A 20,083-nucleotide genomic window follows, 5' to 3' on the forward strand; every position below is an offset into this window, starting at 1 on the left:
GGCCGCTGAAGAATCGAGGCTAAGGCCATAAGTCGCCGAGGGCCGTTCAGGCCGCCTCGGTGAACCACTCCTTAGCGTCGATGGTGAACCACTCCTTAGCGTCGATCTGTCCCAGGCATGCAGAGGAACGATCGCCGGGCAGGAGACGAAACGTCGTCTTCGCTCCGCGCTTGCTCCCAACCGTTTCGATTTCCAGCCATCCGGCATCGGTTAGGGCTTTCGCTCCACGCTCCGTGTAGCGGCGAAGGTTTCCGGCCCGGTCGCGTATGCCGACAGCCTCGGCGAGGGAACGCCACGGAATGGTCACCTCGGAGTCGTCGCCGCACAAGCGGGCTATCTGCCGCGCCACGGCCTGACCACTACGCGGGACGCATCGAACCGCGTCGGCGTACCACAGTGCGGCTTGCCCGGTCGGGGGAACCGTCTCAGCCGCAAGGGCGAACCCGCGCTTTCGCAGCTTCACTCTGCGCCCCTCGATAGCGTCCGCGTACTGTTCGGCAAAGGTCATCGGTCCGGTTCCCCTCCGGGTAAATGCGGGCACAGAAAGGCCCCGGCCATCCGGGGCCGTTGTGCGGTCCTGTATGTCTAGGTTCTAACCCGCCAGGGGTGGCGGACTCAAGGAAGGCCGTTTAAACGCTCGGGCATGAAGAGACCCCCGATGCGTTTACACGCAACGGGGGTCAGTGAAGCTTCGGTGTTTGGATCTAGCTACTTCCGCTTGTAGGCCCTGCGGGCCGGAAGGATGAACTCGGCTTCAGGAGCGGTCCATTCGTAGCCTTCGGGAACATGCAGGCCGGTCTCTTCAGCAATCTCGACCACTTCCGGTACCCGGACGAGCACACGGCGAGAGCCGTCCTCTGTGCTTCCAACGGTCACGGCAACTCTGTGCCGTTGCAGAAATACGCGCTTCTGCTCATCGTCCTTCGTCGCCCACTCCTCGGAGTAGGTGCGCCCCGTCTCCTTCCAAGCCGGAGCGTCCTCAGCCGCCTTGATTTCCTCTCTCAGTCGCTCGACCCTGGCCGACTGAAAGCCGTGCTGCCCCCAGTACCGCTCAACCTGAACATCCGACTTCAAGCGTCCAGCAAGGTAATCGGCTTCCAGCCTGTCAAGAATGGCCTCAGCCTCGGCAAGCTCCACCTTGGCCTGACTGATCGTATTTCCAGCCCTCTCCATAACAGGCAGGGGCCCCAGCGTGACATTTATGAACGAACCGACAGCAGTATCCAGGTCATCTCGTCGGATGCGGTTGGGGCTCGGACAGGTTCCGGTGTTGACGTTGTTGCAACCGTAGTAATGGTGCACCGTGCCATTCGCCTTCACCTTCTTATTGGAAGACATCCTGGACCCGCAGCTCTGACAAGTAGCAACACCACCGAGCATCGAGCGTGAAGGTGTAGCCCGTCGAACGGGTCGGTCGCTCTTCAGTGCGGCCACAAATTCCGACCATTCCGCGAACTCCATCAACGGACTATCGGTGATCCGGACGCTCTCGCCGTTGTCGTCTACGACGTTCTCGCCCTTGTGGGTGTAAAGCCCTGCCACGGTAGGATTCATGACGATGGCGCGAATCGCGTTCGCCGTCCACGCCACACCCCTCGGTTCTTCCCCCTTCACAATCCGGAGATGATCCCGCCACGTAGGAACGCCACGCTTATTCAGATCAACGGCAATCTTGTAAGAGGACCAGTCACCCTTCAGGAGCTCCACAATTTCACGAAACAGTTCCGCGTAATTGGGATCCTGAACAAGCTTCTTCCCACCACCTTCCTGCCGCTCAAAGTGGTATCCGTACGGCTCTACGCCACCAATCCAAACACCCTTGGCCTTACGAGCTGCCGAACCGGAAAGGGCACGGGCACGAATCGTGTCTAGCTCACCCTCGGCAAAGGCCGCGATGATCTGAGCAAACATCTTCCCCATGGGGGTGCTCATGTCGATGCCCTCAGTCACGGAAACGATGGCCTTACCGTGCTGCTGACACCACTCGAAGATTTCCGCGAAGTGGCCAGCCTTCCGGCTGAGCCGATCCAGCTTCCACACCGCCAACACGTCCCACTCGTCGGCCCGCTCGGCGAACCAGGGACCGAGGCCGGGGCGCTTGAACGGGTGCATGGCCCCGGACACGTCCAGGTCTTCAGCCCAACCGACTATCCGGCCGCCGACGGCAGGCCCGGCGGTCCAGTGTTCGACGGCGTGCCGCTGCTTCTCGGGGCTGGTGGTGTCGTCCTTCAGGATGGACAGCCGGACGTTCCCCAGGACCCTCGGGTGCTTGATCATGGCCGGATGCTACGGGAGTTCCCGCGAGCAGAACAAGCCGAACGACTTCTTCCAGAACCCGGCCCCGGAGCCGACCTTCACCCACATCCCGGTCCGCGGCCCGGGCCTGGCCTAACCCGTCCCGCTGCGCGGGGACCTCCCCCGCGCAGCGGCTCGCGCACCGGCTGCCGCGCGCGATGTCACGAACTGTTCGGCCACCGGTGCGGCATGCTGCACCGGGGTGGTCACCGCATCCCGTTAACGTCTCTGCCATGACACAGCTGTCTCTTCGCACCGCCCGCGACGTGCGGGTCATCGCCCACCGTGGGGCCTCCCACGAGCACCCCGAGCACACCCTCGCCGCGTACCGGCAGGCCATCGCCGACGGCGCGGACGCGCTGGAGTGCGACGTACGGCTGAGTGCCGACGGGCGGCTCGTGTGCGTGCACGACCGGCGGGTGGAGCGGACCTCCGACGGGCGCGGGGTGGTGTCGGCCATGACGTACGAGGAGCTGGCCGCACTCGACTTCGGGCGGTGGAAGGGCGAGGAGCACTGCGGGGCGCAGGTGCTGCTGTTCGAGGACCTGCTCAAGGAGGCGCTGGTCGCGGGCCGGCCCGTCGGGCTGGCCGTCGAGACCAAGCACCCCACCCGGGCCGGCGGACGGCTGGAGGCCGAGCTGGTGCGGGTGCTCAAGGAGCACGGGCTCGCCGACGGCGCCGACGGGCTCGTGGAGGTGATGAGCTTCTCGCGCAATGCCCTGACTCGGCTTCACCGGCTCGCGCCCGGCCTGCCCGCCGTGTACCTGATGGAGCGGCGGCTGCGGCCCGCGCGGCCGCCGTTCGCCACGCACGCCGGGCCCGGTATCGACCTGCTGCGCAAAGACCCGGGGCTGGTGGCGCGGCTGAAGGCCAAGGGGCTGCGCGTGCGCGTCTGGACGGTCGACGAGCCCGAGGACGTGGAGCTGTGCCTGCGGCTCGGGGTGGACACCCTGATCACGAACCGGCCCCGGGAGGTACGGGAGTACCTGCGCCGCCGTTGAGCGGTATCCGGCGTGGGAACACCCGGCCGGGGTGCGCCGGCCGGGTGTGGGGGGTCGATGTGGAGCAGGCGGTCAGATGAAGCGCTGGCTGGCGGAGCCGTTGCAGGTCTGCAGGCGCAGCGGGTCGTGGGCGGCGGCCACGGTCAGGCACATGCCCGGGGCGGCCGCGGGGCGGATGGTGGCGCCGTCGCGGAGGAACTGCTGGTTGGCTCCGCCGTGGCAGTTCCAGATGATCAGACCGGCGCCTGCCCCGTAGTTGGCGCCGGGGGCGTCCAGGCAGCGGTCGTGGGTGAGCTCGATGTGGAGGGACTTGCGGGCGGTGTCGTACCACCAGCCCTGGTTCCGGCCGCCGTGGCAGTCCCAGCCCAGCACCTTGGTGTCATTGGCGCTGGAGCCGCCGTTGGCGTCGAGGCAGTTGCCGGTCGCCTCGTTCTTGAGGGGCGCGTAGAGGGAGTCCCAGCCGCCGGCCTGGAGGACCGGGGTGCCCGTGCTCGCCGGGTCGGCGCAAGAGGCCTCGTGCAGGCCGGAGTTGTAGAGCTGGGTCAGGCAGGACGCGAACGCGCCGTGGCCCCGGTAGTTCGGGTGGAAGGACTGGCGGGCGGTGTTCTCGTCCCACGGGAAGTGGTCCCCGAGGTCCAGGTAGAGCCCGCGGGCCCAGCTGTCCTCCATGCAGACCTCGTGGCCGTGGAAGAGCCGTGAGTTGTCCAGGTACGTCGCGCCGGAGGCGAGGGCCGCCGCGCGCATGCCCTTCTCGAAGGTGGGCACCGCGTAGTTGCGGCCCCACGCGGCGTCGGAGTCGTAACCGGCGCAGCCTCCGGGGAGCTTGCCGGGGAAGCTCGGGTTGTCGTAGAAGTCAGGGCCGATGGGGCTCGGGTAGCCCATCACGACCAGCTTGTAGTCGGAGTCGGCGTAGCCGGCGTCGCGCATGACCGTCTTGAGGTCGGCGACGGTGGACTCCACCTTGGGCTTCAGGCCGTCGACGCGCGCCTGCCAGCCCGGACCGTACTTGGGCTCGCAGGTGCCCTGGCTGAGCACCCAGCGGGTCACGCAGTCGGTCATGACCGGGCCGAACTGGAGGTCGTCGTTGGCCCCGGCGACCAGCAGCACCATCTTGATCTTCGTGTTGCGGGCCTTGATGGCGAGGTTGTCGCTCTGCACCAGCTCGTCGGCGTACTGCTTGCTGCCGCCGATCCTGATGTTGCCGGTGTACCCGCCGGAGCAGGCGACGTTGAACGTCAGGTCGGCCGGGATGCCGGTGCGGTGGATCGCCGAGTCCGGTGAACGGTGGCACTGGTTGCTCGCCGTGTTGGTCGCGGGGTCGTAGTTGCCGACGCCCTCGCCCGATATCTCGCTGTCGCCCAGCGAGATCAGGCCGGTCTTGCGCTCGCCCAGCGGGCGGACGGCCGGGTCGCCGTAGATCTTGGTGGCCTCCGCGGCGCGGATCGCCTCCAGTTCGGGCGAGAGGGGTGTGACGGCGGCCCCGGCGGAAGGGGCCGCCTGGGCCATGGGGGTGATGGCGGTGACGCCCCCGAGGGCGGCCGCGATCGCCGCGGCTGCGGCGAAGGTAGATCTGAGCCTGGGCTTCGAACGTGCACGTGCCATGAACGCCTCCCCGATGTCAGTGTTACCCACGGTATTTACTGGCCAGTAGGGGAGTTGGGAACACTTCGAACAAGACAATTGCTCAACTTTTTGAGGAGGCTACGAAGATGACCCGAAATCAGCAGCCCGACGACCACCCGATCGAGTACCGGATCGAGCACGACTCCATGGGCGAGGTGCGGGTGCCCGCGCACGCCAAGTGGCGGGCCCAGACCCAGCGCGCGGTGGAGAACTTCCCCATCTCGGGGCAGCGGCTGGAGCGCGCCCACATCGAGGCCCTGGCCCGGATCAAGGCCGCGGCCGCGCAGGTCAACGCGCGGCTCGGCGTGGTGGACGAGGACGTCGCCGAGGCCATCCGGTCCGCGGCCGCCGAGGTCGCCGAGGGGCGCTGGGACGAGCACTTCCCGGTCGACGTGTTCCAGACCGGCTCCGGGACCTCGTCCAACATGAACACCAACGAGGTGGTCGCCACCCTGGCCTCCGAGCGGCTCGGCCGCCCCGTGCACCCCAACGACCACGTCAACGCCTCGCAGAGCTCCAACGACGTCTTCCCGTCCTCGATTCACATCGCCGCGACCGCCGCCGTCACCCATGAGCTCATCCCCGCCCTGCGCCACCTGGAGCTCGCCCTGGAGCGCAAGGCCGACGAGTTCGCCGAGGTGGTCAAGGCCGGCCGGACGCACCTGATGGACGCCACTCCGGTCACCCTGGGCCAGGAGTTCGGCGGGTACGCCGCCCAACTGCGCTACGGCATCGAGCGGCTGCGCGCGGTCCTGCCGCGGCTCGCCGAGCTGCCGCTGGGCGGGACCGCGGTGGGCACCGGGATCAACACCCCGCCCGGGTTCTCCGCCGCCGTGATCGCCGAGGTGGCCGCCGCCACCGGGCTGCCGCTGACCGAGGCGCGGAACCACTTCGAGGCCCAGGGGGCCCGGGACGCGCTGGTGGAGACCTCGGGGATGCTCCGTACCATCGCCGTCTCGCTCACGAAGATCTCCAACGACCTGCGCTGGATGGGGTCGGGGCCGCGCACCGGATTGGCCGAAATCAATCTCCCGGATCTCCAGCCGGGGTCCTCGATCATGCCTGGCAAGGTCAATCCGGTGATCGTGGAGGCCGTCCTGATGGTCGCCGCGCAGGTGACGGGGAACGACACGACGGTCGCCGTGGCGGGCGCGGCCGGCAATTTCGAGCTCAATGTGATGCTCCCGGTGATGGCCCGGAACCTGCTCGAATCGATCCGTCTGCTCGGCAATGCGAGCCGCCTGCTGGCCGACCGCACGGTGGACGGAATCACCGCCAACACCGCGCGGGCCAGGGAGTACGCCGAGTCCTCGCCCTCCGTGGTGACCCCGCTGAACCGGTACATCGGCTACGAGGAGGCGGCCAAGGTCGCCAAGAGGGCCCTGGCGGAACGGAAGACGATCAGGGAGGTCGTGCTGGAGTCCGGCTACGTCGACCGCGGCGACCTCACCGTGGAGCAACTGGACGAGGCCCTCGACGTCCTGCGGATGACCCGGCCCTGAGCGCACCCTCGGACAGGGGCCGGATTCGGTCGTTTCCCGTCCCCTGACACCTCCGTGACCTGCACCGCAGCATGCGTACCGGCCCCAGCCCTAAGATCTGCGCATGACAGGTACCGGAGGCCGCGGGGGCGGCGACGCCCACGGCGATGCGCACGGCGATGCGCACGGCGGGGCCCGGGGGGCGACCCCGAGCAGAGCCCGGGGCACCGCCCGGGGCGGGACCCAGGGCACGCACTGGGCGCCCGGGGAGCAGATCCTCTGGCGCTACCGCGACCATGCCCCGGGCCTGAAGGGCCCGGTCCACATCTGCCGCCCGGTGACCGTGGTCCAGGACACGCAGGACCTGCTGGCCGTGTGGATGGCCCCCGGCACCGAATGCGTCAAACCGGTCCTCGCCGACGGCACCCCCGTGCACGCCGAGCCCCTCGCCACCCGCTACACCGCACCGCGCTCCACCGTGCGGGCGCGCTGGTTCGGCACGGGAGTCCTGAAGCTGGCCCGCCCGGGCGACCCCTGGTCGGTGTGGCTGTTCTGGGAGCGGGGCTGGCAGTTCAAGAACTGGTACGTGAACCTGGAGGAGCCGCGCTCCCGGTGGGCCGGCGGGGTGGACTCCGAGGACCACTTCCTGGACATCGCCGTCCACCCGGACCGCAGCTGGAAGTGGCTGGACGAGGACGAGTTCGCCGAGGCGCAGCGCAGCGGGCTGATGGACCGGGAGCAGGCGCGGCGGGTACGGGAGGCCGGTCACGCGGCCGTGGACGTGATCCGGGCCTGGGGGCCGCCGTTCTCCGACGGCTGGCAGGACTGGCGGCCGGATCCGGGCTGGGGTGTTCCGGTTCTGCCCGAGGACTGGGACCGCACCCCGGCTCATATGACGTCATGAGACCCTTGATGCGCCCCCGGGGTACAAACGTAGGATCGTCCTCCGCTGGGGTCGCCCGCCGGTTCGTCTGCGGCGTTGCTGGAAGCTGGACATCCGTAAATAACGTGCCGTACACGGGACTTGACCGGAGATCAACGCAGAGCGAGAGGTAACGAGCCGGACGCGGAACCGCGGGGTGGTGGTGCCCCCGCCGCTGAGCGGGTATACCGCGACTGACCGAGTTGAGTGCAGCGCACATCGAGCGCAAACGGACGGAATTCCACGCGTGACGGAGTACCCCACCTCCCAGGAGGGCCCGCAGCCCGCTGCCTCCGGCGGAGGTACGGACGAGCCCGGCCACGGTAAGGCCCCCATCGCGGCCGCCGAGGCCGTACGCACGCATGCGCAAGGCCCGGGCTCCGACGTTCCCAGGCCCCGCGGCGCGGCAGCCCCGTCGGCCGGGGCCCCGTCCGCCGGGGAGCCCGGCCAGGGCGAGGGCAACGCCCGTACCCGGGACGGCGCGGCCGCCCGGAACGCGGCGGGCGGCGGCACCGGGCACGGCGGGCCCACCGATCCCGCCCGGCCCCGCGAAGGCACGGTCGGAGGCCGGGCCGGCGGAGCAGTCAGCGGCGCCGTCGGCGCGGCGGTCGGCGCCGGCCTGTCCGGAGACACCGCCCAGGCGCCGGGTCAGAGCGTCGTCAACGCCGTCACCTCTGTCGGCACCGACAGCGGAGCAGGCGGCACCGGCCGCCACGGCGGCGACGGGATACCGGAGGTCAGCGCGGCGCGCCGGGAAGGCGACCGGTTGCGCTTCGTCGGCGCCGCCACCCGTCGGATCGCCCGCGGTATCGACCTCGACGAGATCGTGCTCGGCCTGTGCCGGGCCACCGTACCGACCTTCTCGGACGCCATCCTCGTCTACCTCCGCGACCCCCTTCCCGTGGGCGACGAGCGCCCCGTCGGCCCGGTCGTTTTAAGGCTGCGGCGCACCGACCGGCTCCGGCCGATCGACGACCTGACCGGAGCGGAGGGCGCCGGGGCCGCGGGGGCCGCCGGCGAGCTCGACTTCAGCCAGTTGCAGCTGGTCGGCCCGCAGGGTGACCTGCCCGCCGCCGAGCTGTGCGAGATCCGCCCCGGCGGGGCCCTCGCCGAGGTGCTGCGCGGCGTACGGCCCGTCTTCGGGTCCTCCGCCGCCGCCAGGGCCGCCCTGCCGGAGCTGCTGGGCGCGGAGCACCCCGTACCGCGCGGCCAGCGGGCCATCCTGGCGCCGCTGCGGGGCCGCCGACGGGTGATCGGCGCGGCCGTGTTCCTGCGTACCCCGGACCGGCCCGCCTTCGAGACGAACGACCTCCTGGTCGCGGCCCAGCTGGCCACCCACACCGCGCTCGGCATCGACAAGGCCGTTCTGTACGGCCGCGAGGCGTACATCGCCGACGAGCTCCAGCGCACCATGCTCCCGGACAGCCTGCCCCAGCCCACCGGCGTCCGCCTGGCCTCCCGCTACCTGCCTGCCGCCGAGACCGCGCGGGTCGGCGGCGACTGGTACGACGCCATTCCGCTGCCCGGCAGCCGGGTCGCGCTGGTCGTCGGCGATGTCATGGGCCACTCCATGACCTCCGCCGCGATCATGGGACAGCTGCGTACGACGGCCCAGACCCTCGCGCAGCTCGACCTCCCGCCGGCCGAGGTCCTGCACCACTTGGACGAGCAGGCGCAGCGCCTGGGCTCCGACCGCATGGCCACCTGCCTGTACGCGGTGTACGACCCCGTCTCGCACCGGATCACCATCGCCAACGCCGGCCACCCGCCGCCGGTGCTCCTGCACCTGGGCGGCCGCGCCGAGGTGCTCCGCGTACCCCCCGGCGCCCCGATCGGGGTCGGCGGCGTGGACTTCGAGGCCGTGGAGCTGGACGCCCCGGCCGGGGCCACCCTGCTGCTGTACACCGACGGCCTGGTGGAGTCGCGCCTGCGGGACGTCTGGACCGGCATCGAGCAGCTCCGCGAGCGCCTGGCCACCACCGCCCGGCTGACCGGCCTGGACCACCCGCCGCCGCTGGAGGCCCTGTGCGACGACGTCCTGGACATGCTCGGCCCGGGCGACCGGGACGACGACATCGCGCTGCTCGCGGCCCGCTTCGACGGGATCGCGCCCAGTGACGTCGCGTACTGGTTCCTGGACCCGGAGGAGACCGCTCCGGGCCGGGCCCGCCGGCTCGCCCGCCGCGCGCTGACCCGATGGGGCCTGGAGGAGCTCCAGGACTCCCTGGAACTGCTGGTCAGCGAGGTGGTCACGAACGCCGTGCGGTACGCCGAGCGGCCCGTGACCCTGCGCCTGCTGCGTACGGACGTACTGCGCTGCGAGGTCGGCGACGACTCCCCGCAGCTGCCCCGCCAGCGCCGGGCCCGGGACACCGACGAGGGCGGCCGCGGCCTGTTCCTGGTGAACCGGATGGCCCGCCGCTGGGGCGCCACCCGGCTGAGCAGCGGGAAGGTGGTCTGGTTCGAGCTCCCGTTGCCGGGGGCGCATGACCGGCGTTGACTGGGCAGAAGAGCGGAGCGACCCAACCGACCCCCAGGGGAGGACGCTCGTGACCCAGGACGCACAGAAGATTCCGTACACGACCAACAACGCCGGGGTCCCGGTGGAGAGCGACGAACACTCGCTCACCGTGAGCCCCGACGGCCCGATCCTGCTCCAGGACCACTACCTGATCGAGAAGATGGCCCAGTTCAACCGTGAACGGGTCCCTGAGCGGGTGGTCCACGCCAAGGGCGCGGGCGCGTACGGCGTCTTCCAGGTAACCAATGACGTCAGCCAGTTCACGAAGGCCGACGTGTTCCAGCCGGGCCGCAGGACCGAGATGCTGGCCCGGTTCTCGACGGTCGCGGGAGAGCAGGGCTCCCCCGACACCTGGCGGGACCCGCGCGGCTTCGCCCTGAAGTTCTACACCGAACACGGCAACTACGACCTGGTCGGCAACAACACCCCGGTCTTCTTCGTACGGGACCCGATGAAGTTCCAGGACTTCATCCGCTCGCAGAAGCGCCGCCCGGACAACGGGCTGCGCGACAACGACATGCAGTGGGACTTCTGGACGCTGTCCCCCGAGTCCGCGCACATGGTGACGTGGCTGATGGGCGACCGGGGCGTCCCGAGGTCATACAGGCACATGAACGGCTACAGCTCGCACACCTATATGTGGGTCAACGCGGGCGGCGAGAGGTTCTGGGTCAAGTACCACATCAAGACGGACCAGGGCATCGAGTTCCTCACCCAGGACGAGGCCGACCGCATCGCGGGCGAGGACGCCGACTACCACCGGCGCGACCTCTTCGACTCGATCGCGGGCGGCGAGCCGCCGAGCTGGACGATGAAGGTGCAGGTCATGCCGTTCGAGGACGCGCCGGACTACCGGTTCAACCCGTTCGACCTGACCAAGGTGTGGCCGCACGGCGACTACCCGCTGATCGACGTCGGCCGGATGACCCTGGACAAGAATCCGGACGACTACTTCATCCACATCGAGCAGGCCGCCTTCGAGCCCTCCAACCTGGTGCCGGGCATCGGCCCGTCGCCGGACAAGATGCTGCTGGGCCGGCTGTTCTCGTACCCGGACACGCACCGGTACCGGATCGGGGCGAACTACGCGCAGCTCCCGCCGAACCGGTCCCGCTCGCTGGTCTCCTCGTACGCGAAGGACGGCGCGATGCGCTTCGAGGCGTCGAACGCGGCCCGCCCGTACGCGCCCAACTCGTACGGCGGCCCGGCCGCGGACACCGGCCGTTTCGGCGAGCCGGCCGGCTGGGCGACCGCGGGCGAGATGGTCCACGCGGCGTACACCCTGCACCGCGAGGACGACGACTGGGGCCAGCCGGGCACCATGGTCCGGCAGGTGCTGGACGACGCGGCCCGCGACCGCCTCGTCTCGAATGTCAGCGGGCACCTGTTGGCCGGGGTCAGCGGCCCGGTCCGGGAGCGCGCCTTCCAGTACTGGCGCAACATCGACAAGACCACGGGCGACCGGATCGCGGCGGCGGTCACGGGCAGCTGAGGCCCACGGAAAAGACCTACCGAAAAGGCCTACGGAAAACACCGCCGCCCCGCAGCATGCGTGCTGCGGGGCGGCGGTCGTGCCTGCTACGTCTCCGGGAACAGCGGCGGTTCCGGCGGCTTCGGCAGGCTCTTGCTCGGGTCCGGCTTCGGGGAGCTCTTGCTCGGGTCCGGCTTCGGTGAGCTCTTGCTCGGGTCCGGCTTCGGTGAGCTCTGGCTCGGGTTCGGGCTCACCGGCGGCCTGCTGCTGGGCGGCGGGGTGCTGGTGCTCGCGGACTGGCTCGACGTGTTCGACGGGGAGGTGCTGCGGGTCGGCGCCTGCGTGGGGCCCATGTCCGCGTCGGGCAGCTTGAACTCGCCCGTGTCCACACCCTTGAGCGCGGCGAGCGTGTACGCCTTCCAGATCTCGGCGGGGAAGGTACCGCCGCCCGCCCGGCCGCCGTCGGCGGTACCCGTCAGGGTGACCTGCTTGTGGGTGCCGGGCTCCTCACCGAAGATCGCGACGACGGTGACGAGCTCCGGGGTGTACGCGGTGAACCAGCCGGCCACGTTCCTCTCGGTCGTACCCGTCTTCGCCGCGGCCTCGTAGGCGGAGCTCTTGACGACCCGGCCGGAACCGTTGTTGACGACCCCGGTGAGCACCTTGGTGACGGTGTCGGCGGTCTCGCGGGTGATGGCCTGGCTGCCCACCGCCTGGACCGGCTTGAAGTCCCGGTCCTTGTGCTCGGCGGACTTCACGATGGTCGGGGTGACCTTCTTGCCGTGGGCGTCGAAGGTCGCGTAGACGCCGGCCATCTCCACCGTGTTGGCGCTCATGGTGCCGAGCGACATGGCCGGCTTGTCCTCGGGCCAGCCGTCACGGTCCTGCATGCCGAGCTGGAGGGCCGTCTTCTTCACGTTCTTCGGCTTCACGTCGACGATCATCTGGGCGTAGACGGAGTTCACCGATGAGTTGGTGGCGTCCTGCACCGTGATCATCGGGTCGCCGTAGTCCTTGTCGTCCTGGTTCTGCGGGGCGAACGCGACATCGCTGCCGACGACCGGGCGCTTGCTGGTGCCGTCGTACAGGGTGTTCGGGGTGATCTGCTTGTTGTCCTGCGTGGTCGCCTTGGTCTCCAGGGCGGAGGCGAGCACGATCGGCTTGAAGGTCGATCCCGGCTGGTAGTCGGTCCGCAGGGCGTTGCTGTTCCACTGCTGGGCCCGGCCCAGGCCGCCGTACATGGCGACGATGGCGCCGGTCTTCGGGTCCACGGAGGTGGCGCCGGCCTGCACGCTCTGGTCGACGGGCCGGTTCTTGGTGTCCTTGCGGTCGAGCTTGGCCTCCAGCTCGTCCTGGACCGCCTTCTCCATCGCCTGCTGCTTCTTCTTGTCGATGTTGAGCGTGATCGTCCAGCCGCCGGCCGTGATCTCCGACTCGGGGATCCCCTGCCTGGTGAGCTCCGCCGTCGCGGCCTGGACCAGGTAGCCCTTCTGGCCCTCCATGCCGGGGGGAGCCTTGGGCTGGACCGGCTCCTGGAACTTGAGTTCCTTGCGCTTCTCCGCGGGCAGCTTGCCCATCTCGACCATGTTGTCGAGGACGGCGTTGAAGCGGATCATGACGAGCCGCTTGCCGTTCGGGCCGGCGGTCGCCCAGTCGTACTGGCTGGGGGCCTGGATGACGGCGGCGAGGTAGGCGGCCTGCTCCAGGGTGAGCTTCTCGGCGTCCACGCCGTAGTAGGCCTGGGCGGCGGCCTGGATCCCGTACGCGTTGCGCCCGTAGAAGTTGGTGTTCAGGTAGCCGGCGAGGATGTCGTTCTTCTCCATGCGCTGGTCGACCTTGAGGGAGATGATGAGCTCCCGGATCTTGCGCGTCGCCGACTGGTCCTGGGTCAGGTAGTAGTTCTTGACGTACTGCTGGGTGATCGTCGAACCACCGGCCTTGCCCTTGCCCGTGACCGTGTTGAACAGGCCCCGGCCCACGCCCATCAGGTCGATGCCCTGGTCCTTGTAGAAGGACTTGTTCTCGATCGCGATGAAGGCCGTCCGGACGTCCTCCGGGATCTTGTCGATCGGCAGGATCTCCCGGTTGAGCTCACCGGTGCGGGCCATGAGCGAGCCGTCCGAGTACTTGTAGACGTTGCTCTGGAGCATGGCGTTCTTGTTCGGGTTCGGCTCGTCCACGGAGTAGTAGAGGACGACCAGCGTGGCCATGCCGAGCAGGATCATCCCGAAGAACGTCCCGAGGATCTTCTTCCAGGTGAAGAAGCGGCGTATGCCGGACGGTTTGCCCGCGCGCTCCTTACCGCCCTTGGCGCGCCCGCTCGGTGCCCGCCGGGCACCGCGCTGCTGCTGCGCCCGTCGTGCTTCTGCTCGGCCCATCGCTCCCGCTCCGCTCGTTTACCCCCCCGACGTCAGCTCAGAAAACTAACACCGCAGGCTGTGACAAAGGTTGACTAACCCTGATCAATACCGGTCATATCGGACGTGAGAATCAGCACCCACACCATGGGAACCGACGCGCGGCAGGGCCCAAGGGTTGCGGTGGCCAGATAAAGTGATATCACTTTGCTAGAGGGTCTGACCGACCACGACCAAACAAACGGGGGCAGTCGATGACAAACGCATCAGGTACCGGAACGGCGTGCGAGGTACGGGAGTTCACGGCGCGCAGCGTCGGCGGCGGGCTGGCCCTGCTGCTCGGCGTGGCGGGTGTGGTGGCCGGGGCGGGCCTCATAGCCTTTGGCGCGGGCTCTGCCGTCGCCGGTGTGAAGGTGACCCTCGTCGTGGCCGGCGTGCTGCTGTGCCTCGCCGCCCTCATCGCGACGAGCGGGCTCAACACGGTCGCGCCGGGCGAGGCGCGCGTGGTCCAGCTGTTCGGCCGCTACCGGGGCACGATCCGGGCGGACGGACTGCGCTGGGTGAACCCGCTGACGTCGCGCGAGAAGATCTCCACCCGGGTCCGCAACCACGAGACGGCCGTCCTGAAGGTCAACGACGCGTACGGCAACCCGATCGAGCTGGCGGCGGTCGTGGTGTGGCGGGTCGAGGACACGGCGCGGGCGGTGTTCGAGGTGGAGGACTTCACCGAGTTCGTGGAGACGCAGACCGAGGCAGCGGTCCGCCACATCGCGATCGAGTACCCCTACGACGCGCACGACGAGGGCGGCCTGTCGCTGCGCGGCAACGCCGAGGAGATCACCGAGAAGCTGGCGGCCGAACTCCACGCCCGGGTCGAGGCGGCGGGCGTCCACATCATCGAATCCCGCTTCACGCATCTCGCGTACGCTCCGGAGATCGCCTCCGCGATGCTCCAGCGCCAGCAGGCGGGCGCGGTCGTGGCGGCGCGCAAGCAGATCGTCGAAGGGGCGGTGGGCATGGTCGAACTGGCCCTGAACCGCCTGGCGGAGGATGAGATCGTGGACCTGGACCCGGAGCGCAAGGCCGCGATGGTCTCGAACCTGATGGTGGTCCTGTGCGGCGACCGCGCCGCCCAGCCGGTCGTGAACACGGGCACCCTCTACCAGTGAGCCCCGACCGCGAGCGGGAGCCGGGCGCGCGGGCGGGGCGGCAGTCACGCAAGCAGGTACTGCTGCGGCTCGACCCGCAGGTGTACGACGCGCTCGCGCGCTGGGCCGGCGAGGAACTCCGCAGCGCCAACGCGCAGATCGAGTTCCTGCTCCGCCGCGCCCTGGCCGAGGCGGGCCGCCTCCCCTCGGCCCCGGGCCCCATCCCCCGCCGCGGCCGCCCGCCGAAGTCACCGGACCAGGGCTGAGGGCAGGGCAGGGCTCAGTCCCCGCGGCCTCCTCGGCGGCCCGGGCCGGGGTCGGTCAGGAGCGGGGTGAGGTCCGCGCCACGGCCGCGCGGGCCTCGCGCCAGGCGATCCGCGTCGCGCCGCTCCGGCCGAGCGCGTGCGGAATCGTGACAATCGGGCCTGACCTGCACAGACATCAGCACTCGAGGCAGCTATACACGGTGCGTATACAGCGAGGGTATACACCGCATGTAGAGTCCTGGGCATGTCCATCGGTCACACCTTGCTCGGCCTCCTGGAGGCCGGCCCGCGCCACGGTTACGACCTCAAGCGCGCCTTCGACGAGAAGTTCGGGCACGACCGCCCCCTCGCCTACGGACAGGTCTACTCGACCATGTCCCGCCTCCTGAGGAACGGCCTCGTCGAGGTCGACGGCATCGAGAGCGGCGGCGGTCCCGAGCGCAAGCGGTACGCCATCACCGACGCCGGCATCACCGATGTCGAGGCCTGGCTCTCGCAGCCCGAGAAGCCCGAGCCGTACCTCCACTCGACCCTGTACACGAAGGTCGTCCTCGCCCTGCTCACCGGCCGCAGCGCCACCGGGCTGCTGGACACCCAGCGCGCCGAACACCTGCGGCTCATGCGCATCCTGACCCAGCGCAAGCGCAAGGGTGACCTCTCCGACCAGCTCGTCTGCGACCACGCCCTGTTCCACCTCGAAGCGGACCTCCGGTGGCTCGAACTCACGGCCGCCCGCCTCGATCAGCTCGCCCAGGAGGTACGCCGATGATCCCGGCCGGAACCCTGCTCAGCGCCACGGCTCTCCGTAAGGCGTACGGGCCCACCAACGCCCTCGACGGCGCCGAGTTCTCCATCCACCCGGGCGAGGTCGTCGCCGTCATGGGGCCCTCCGGCTCCGGCAAGTCGACCCTCCTGCACTGCCTCGCCGGGATCGTCACGCCCGACTCCGGCACCATCACCTACGCCGGCCGCGAGCTGTCCGCCATGAACAACGCCGAGCGCAGCGCCCTGCGCCGCAGCGATTTCGGCTTCGTCTTCCAGTTCGGCCAGCTCGTCCCGGAGCTGACCTGCGTGGAGAACGTCGCCCTCCCGCTCCGCCTGAACGGCGTGAAGCGCAAGGAGGCCGAACGGACCGCCCTGCAGTGGATGGAGCGGCTCCAGGTCGACGACCTCGGCGCCAAGCGCCCCGGCGAGGTCAGCGGCGGCCAGGGCCAGCGCGTGGCCGTCTCCCGCGCCCTGGTCACCGGACCCCGCGTGATCTTCGCCGACGAGCCGACCGGCGCCCTCGACTCCCTCAACGGCGAGCTGGTGATGCAGCTGCTCACCGAGGCCGCCCGGTCCGCCAACGCGGCCGTCGTCCTCGTCACGCACGAGACCCGCGTGGCCGCGTACTCCGACCGCGAGATCGTCGTACGCGACGGCAAGTCCCGCGACATGGAGCGCATCGTATGAGCAAGCTCCAGGTATGGGCCCGCGACCTCGCCATGGGCACCCGGTTCGCCTTCGCCGGCGGCCGCGAGGGCTGGACCCGCACCCTGCTCACCGGCATAGGCGTAGGCCTCGGCGTCGCACTGCTGCTGGTCAGCACCGCACTGCCGAGCGCCCTGGCCGCCCGCGACGCGCGCGGCGACGCCCGCAGCACCGTGAGCGCGCCGACCGCCGATGCGGCCGGGCGCGACACCCTGCTCATCGCGAGGGCCTCCCAGACGTACCACGCCACGGACGTGGACGGGATCTTCGTCAGGGCCGAGGGCCCGGACGCCCCCGTTCCGCCCGGCCTGAAGGAGATCCCCGGCCCCGGCGAACTGGCGGTCTCGCCCGCCCTGCACACGCTGCTGAAGTCCGCCGACGGCAAGCTGCTGCGCGAACGCCTCGACGGGAAGATCACCCAGACCATCGGTGACGCCGGCCTGGTCGGCCCCGGCGAGCTCTACTTCTACGCGGGCACCGACTGGCTCCACAAGGCCGACGTCGACGAGTACTCGCGCGTCCAGCGCATCACCGGCTTCGCCAACACCTTCGAGGCCGAGCCGCTGCGCCCGGACCTCATGCTGCTGGTCGTCCTGACGTTCGTCGCCCTGCTCATGCCCGTCGCCGTGTTCATCGCGGCCGCCGTCCGCTTCGGCGGGGAGCGCCGCGACCGACGGCTGGCCGCGCTGCGCCTGATCGGCGCCGACAGCCGGATGGTCCGCAGGATCGCCGCGGGCGAGGCGCTGGCCGGATCGGTCATCGGCCTCGTGCTCGGCGCGGGCTTCTTCGCGGTCTCCCGGCAGCTCGTCGGCCAGGTGTCCCTCCAGCAGCGCAGCGTCTTCCCGGCCGACCTCGACCCGGCGCCGTGGCTGGCCGCGCTCGTCGCGGTCGCCGTGCCCGCGGCGGCCGTCGCCGTGACCCTGCTCGCCCTGCGCGGCGTGGTCATCGAACCGCTCGGCGTCGTACGCACCGCCAAGCAGCGGCGGCGACGCATCTGGTGGCGGCTGCTGATGCCGCTCGCCGGACTCGGCCTGCTCGCCCCGCTGATGGGCCGCGGCAACGACCAGGGCGCGTTCAACCAGTGGCAGGTCAGCGGCGGCGTGGTGCTGCTCCTGGTCGGTATCACGGCCCTGTTGCCCTGGCTGCTGGAGCGCCTCGTCGGAGGGATCTCCGGCGGACCGGTGTCCTGGCAACTCGCCGTGCGCCGGCTCCAGATCAGCAGCGGTACGGCCGCCCGGCTGGTCAACGGCATCGCCGTCGCCGTGGCCGGGGCCATCGCCCTCCAGATGCTCTTCGCGGGCACCGAGGACACCTACACGCAGGACACCGGCCAGGACCCCTCCCGCGCCTCGCTTTCGGTGATGACCCACTCCGGCTCGGGCCCCGTGGACATCGATTCCCTCGGCAAGAAGCTCGGCCAGACCCGTGGGATCACCCGGGCGGTGCCGCTGACCGAGGTCAACGGCGCGGCCAAGGTGCCCGAGATGGATCGCAGGATCGAGATCACGATCGGCACCTGCGACTCCCTGCGCGAGGTGGCGGTACTCGACTCCTGCAATGAGGGCGACGCCTTCATCCTGACCGGAGCCGACCCCGGGGTCTCCGGCCCGTACGGCGCGACGGCCGCACCCGGCCAGCAGATCTTCGCGGGCAATGTGATGGGGCTGGAGCACTTCAAGAAGGCCGTCCCGTGGACCGTGCCCGCGAACGCCCGTACGGTGCCCAGCCGGAAGGACCCGACCGGCCAGCTGCGCACCGGCCTGCTCGTGACGCCGTCGGTGGCGCCCAAGGGGATCGACCCCTTCGAGGCGTTCGCCCAGGTCTTCATCCAGCTCGACGACTCCGTCCCGGACGCCCTGGACCGGGCGCGGACCGCGGCCTTCAAGGCAGCCCCGATGGCCACCGCCATGACCCTCACGTCCCAGCAGCCCGCCCCCCGGTTCTCCTCGATCCGGACCGGCCTGTTCTTCGGCGCCGCCGGGGTGCTGGTGCTGATCGGCGCGAGTCTGCTGGTCTCGCAGCTGGAGCAGCTGCGCGAGCGCAAGAAGCTGCTCTCGGCCCTGGTCGCCTTCGGCACCAAGCGCTCCACGCTCAGCCTGTCGGTGCTGTGGCAGACGGCGCTGCCGATCACCCTGGGCATGGTGCTGGCCACCGCGGTGGGCCTCGCCCTGGGGTCGGTGCTGATGCGGATGACGGCCGTCCCCGTACGGATCGACTGGAGTTCGGTCCTGGCGATGACCGGGACCGGCGCGGGCGTGGTCGTCCTGGTGACCCTGCTCAGCGTGCCGCCGCTGCTGCGTCTGATGCGCCCGGACGGCCTGCGGACGGAGTAGCCCGCCCGCGCCTGTCCGCACCGCCGGCACCCGCCCGCATCGCCCGCATCACCCGCATCACCCGCACCCGCCCGCGCCCCGTCACGTACGCCCGTTCCCGGAAGCCCGCCGTCCCCCTAATCGGTGGGCCATACCGGGAGCGGGCGTACCGCTTCCCGGAGCGCCGCCGCGATCGCCCGGAACTCCTCCTGCCGGGCCGTCCCCGTACGCATCGCCAGCGCGATCCGACGCGAGGGCGCGGGCTCGGCGAAGTACCCGGTGGCCAGGTACTCGTTGCGGGCCGTCTCCAGCCGCAGCGCGGTACGCGGCAACAGCGTCACCCCCAGTCCCCCGGCGACCAGTTGTACGAGGGTGGACAGCCCGGCGGCGGTCGTGGTGACGTCCGCCCCGGTGCTGCGCCCCGCCTCGCGGCAGATGTCCAGGGCCTGGTCGCGCAGGCAGTGCCCCTCGTCCAGCAACAGCAGTTGCAGGCCCCGCAGTTCCTCCAGCGGAACGTCCCGCCGCCCGGCGAGCGGGTGCTCCCGGGGCGCGAGGAGTACGAAGTCCTCGTCGAAGAGGGGCAGTTCGGTGACTCCGGGCACCCCCAGCGGCACGGCGAGCAGCAGCAGATCGAGCCGCCCCCCGGCCAGCCCCTCCAGCAGCGAGGCCGTCTGCTCCTCGTGCACCTGGAGGTCCATCCCGGGGTAGCGCCGGTGGAACAGCCCGAGCACGGTCGGCAGCAGGTAGGGGGCCACGGTGGGGATCACCCCGAGCCGCAGGACCCCGGTGAAGGGCGCCCGTACCGCCTCGGCCTCCTCCAGCAGCCCGCCCATGGCATCGAGCACCGCCCGCGCCCGCACCCCGATCCGCTCCCCGGCCGGCGACAGCAGTACTTTCCGCGTGGTCCGCTCCAGCAGTTGCACCCCGAGCGCCTCCTCCAGCGCGGAGACCGCCCCGGAGAGCGCGGGCTGGCTCATCCCGATCGCGGCGGCCGCGTCCCGGAAGTGCAGATGTTCGGCGACAGCCGCGAAGGCACGCAACTGCGCGAGCGTCGCCTGCTTCGCTCCCCTATTACCGACAGCCACTGATAGGAACCTCCGATCACCCGCCACAAGACTAGCTATTTCCGCAATCAATGCAGCTGTGTCAGCATGTGAGATACGTCCAACCCCCTGGAAAGCCCCCAAAAGGGTTCACTTTCCCGTCTGCAAGGAGA

Annotated in this window: 16 protein-coding genes; 11 read left to right on the forward strand and 5 right to left on the reverse strand. The window is 70.1% G+C overall.

The features are described from left to right. Positions 1-46: 46 nt before the first annotated feature. On the reverse strand, positions 47-508 hold the full coding sequence (locus tag J7I97_RS01340) for a hypothetical protein (protein WP_214930462.1): 462 nt from the start codon (positions 506-508) through the stop codon (positions 47-49). Between the two features lie 200 nt (positions 509-708). After that, positions 709-2,277, reverse strand: coding sequence for a recombinase family protein (locus tag J7I97_RS01345; RefSeq protein ID WP_214930463.1), 1,569 nt, complete (start codon positions 2,275-2,277; stop codon positions 709-711). On the opposite strand from J7I97_RS01345, the gene J7I97_RS39435 reads away from it, so the two are divergent. After that, positions 2,270-2,392 (forward strand): hypothetical protein, encoded by a 123-nt coding sequence (locus J7I97_RS39435; RefSeq protein ID WP_285441120.1) that lies wholly within the window; start codon positions 2,270-2,272, stop codon positions 2,390-2,392. The genes J7I97_RS01345 and J7I97_RS39435 overlap by 8 nt on opposite strands. A gap of 136 nt (positions 2,393-2,528) precedes the next feature. Next, positions 2,529-3,296 carry a glycerophosphodiester phosphodiesterase family protein gene (locus J7I97_RS01350; RefSeq protein WP_214930464.1) on the forward strand — a complete coding sequence of 256 codons (768 nt, stop codon included), beginning with the start codon at positions 2,529-2,531 and terminating at the stop codon, positions 3,294-3,296. Positions 3,297-3,368: 72 nt separating this feature from the next. On the opposite strand, the gene J7I97_RS01355 is transcribed toward J7I97_RS01350, so the two are convergent. Then, positions 3,369-4,898 carry a ricin-type beta-trefoil lectin domain protein gene (locus J7I97_RS01355; protein WP_214930465.1) on the reverse strand — a complete coding sequence of 510 codons (1,530 nt, stop codon included), beginning with the start codon at positions 4,896-4,898 and terminating at the stop codon, positions 3,369-3,371. 107 nt (positions 4,899-5,005) lie between these two features. Here J7I97_RS01355 and J7I97_RS01360 point away from each other — a divergent pair, with 107 nt between their 5' ends. The 4 genes from J7I97_RS01360 (at position 5,006) to J7I97_RS01375 (ending at position 11,335) form a co-directional block, all read left to right on the forward strand. Continuing rightward, the gene (locus J7I97_RS01360) at positions 5,006-6,421 is read left to right on the forward strand and encodes an aspartate ammonia-lyase (RefSeq protein WP_214930466.1); all 1,416 of its coding nucleotides are present in this window, start codon (positions 5,006-5,008) and stop codon (positions 6,419-6,421) included. Between the two features lie 103 nt (positions 6,422-6,524). Further along, positions 6,525-7,304, forward strand: coding sequence for a DUF402 domain-containing protein (locus tag J7I97_RS01365; protein ID WP_214930467.1), 780 nt, complete (start codon positions 6,525-6,527; stop codon positions 7,302-7,304). Positions 7,305-7,569: 265 nt separating this feature from the next. Further along, positions 7,570-9,822: an ATP-binding SpoIIE family protein phosphatase gene (locus tag J7I97_RS01370; RefSeq protein WP_214930468.1), complete on the forward strand. Its 2,253-nt coding sequence runs from the start codon at positions 7,570-7,572 to the stop codon at positions 9,820-9,822. Positions 9,823-9,871: 49 nt separating this feature from the next. Next, on the forward strand, positions 9,872-11,335 hold the full coding sequence (locus tag J7I97_RS01375) for a catalase (protein ID WP_214930469.1): 1,464 nt from the start codon (positions 9,872-9,874) through the stop codon (positions 11,333-11,335). Between the two features lie 86 nt (positions 11,336-11,421). Here the strand turns inward: J7I97_RS01375 and J7I97_RS01380 are convergent, their stop codons facing one another. Further along, positions 11,422-13,692, reverse strand: a complete 2,271-nt coding sequence (locus J7I97_RS01380; RefSeq protein ID WP_214930470.1) for a transglycosylase domain-containing protein — start codon at positions 13,690-13,692, stop codon at positions 11,422-11,424. A gap of 233 nt (positions 13,693-13,925) precedes the next feature. Here J7I97_RS01380 and J7I97_RS01385 point away from each other — a divergent pair, with 233 nt between their 5' ends. From J7I97_RS01385 to J7I97_RS01405, 5 genes are all read left to right on the forward strand, one after another. Next, positions 13,926-14,840: an SPFH domain-containing protein gene (locus J7I97_RS01385; RefSeq protein WP_214930471.1), complete on the forward strand. Its 915-nt coding sequence runs from the start codon at positions 13,926-13,928 to the stop codon at positions 14,838-14,840. Then, positions 14,837-15,085: a hypothetical protein gene (locus J7I97_RS01390; RefSeq protein WP_214930472.1), complete on the forward strand. Its 249-nt coding sequence runs from the start codon at positions 14,837-14,839 to the stop codon at positions 15,083-15,085. Before J7I97_RS01385 ends, J7I97_RS01390 begins: the two co-directional genes overlap by 4 nt. Positions 15,086-15,329: 244 nt before the next feature. Continuing rightward, positions 15,330-15,854, forward strand: coding sequence for a PadR family transcriptional regulator (locus J7I97_RS01395; RefSeq protein WP_214930473.1), 525 nt, complete (start codon positions 15,330-15,332; stop codon positions 15,852-15,854). Next, positions 15,851-16,537, forward strand: coding sequence for an ABC transporter ATP-binding protein (locus J7I97_RS01400; RefSeq protein WP_214930474.1), 687 nt, complete (start codon positions 15,851-15,853; stop codon positions 16,535-16,537). Before J7I97_RS01395 ends, J7I97_RS01400 begins: the two co-directional genes overlap by 4 nt. Next, the gene (locus J7I97_RS01405) at positions 16,534-18,888 is read left to right on the forward strand and encodes an ABC transporter permease (protein ID WP_214930475.1); all 2,355 of its coding nucleotides are present in this window, start codon (positions 16,534-16,536) and stop codon (positions 18,886-18,888) included. Before J7I97_RS01400 ends, J7I97_RS01405 begins: the two co-directional genes overlap by 4 nt. 116 nt (positions 18,889-19,004) lie before the next feature. Here the strand turns inward: J7I97_RS01405 and J7I97_RS01410 are convergent, their stop codons facing one another. Continuing rightward, a complete protein-coding gene (locus J7I97_RS01410) occupies positions 19,005-19,952 on the reverse strand; it encodes a hydrogen peroxide-inducible genes activator (RefSeq protein WP_214930476.1) in 948 nt (315 codons plus the stop codon). Positions 19,953-20,083 lie beyond the last annotated feature (131 nt).

It is taken from the genome of Streptomyces sp. ISL-87 (assembly GCF_018614095.1).
Taxonomy (GTDB): domain Bacteria; phylum Actinomycetota; class Actinomycetes; order Streptomycetales; family Streptomycetaceae; genus Streptomyces.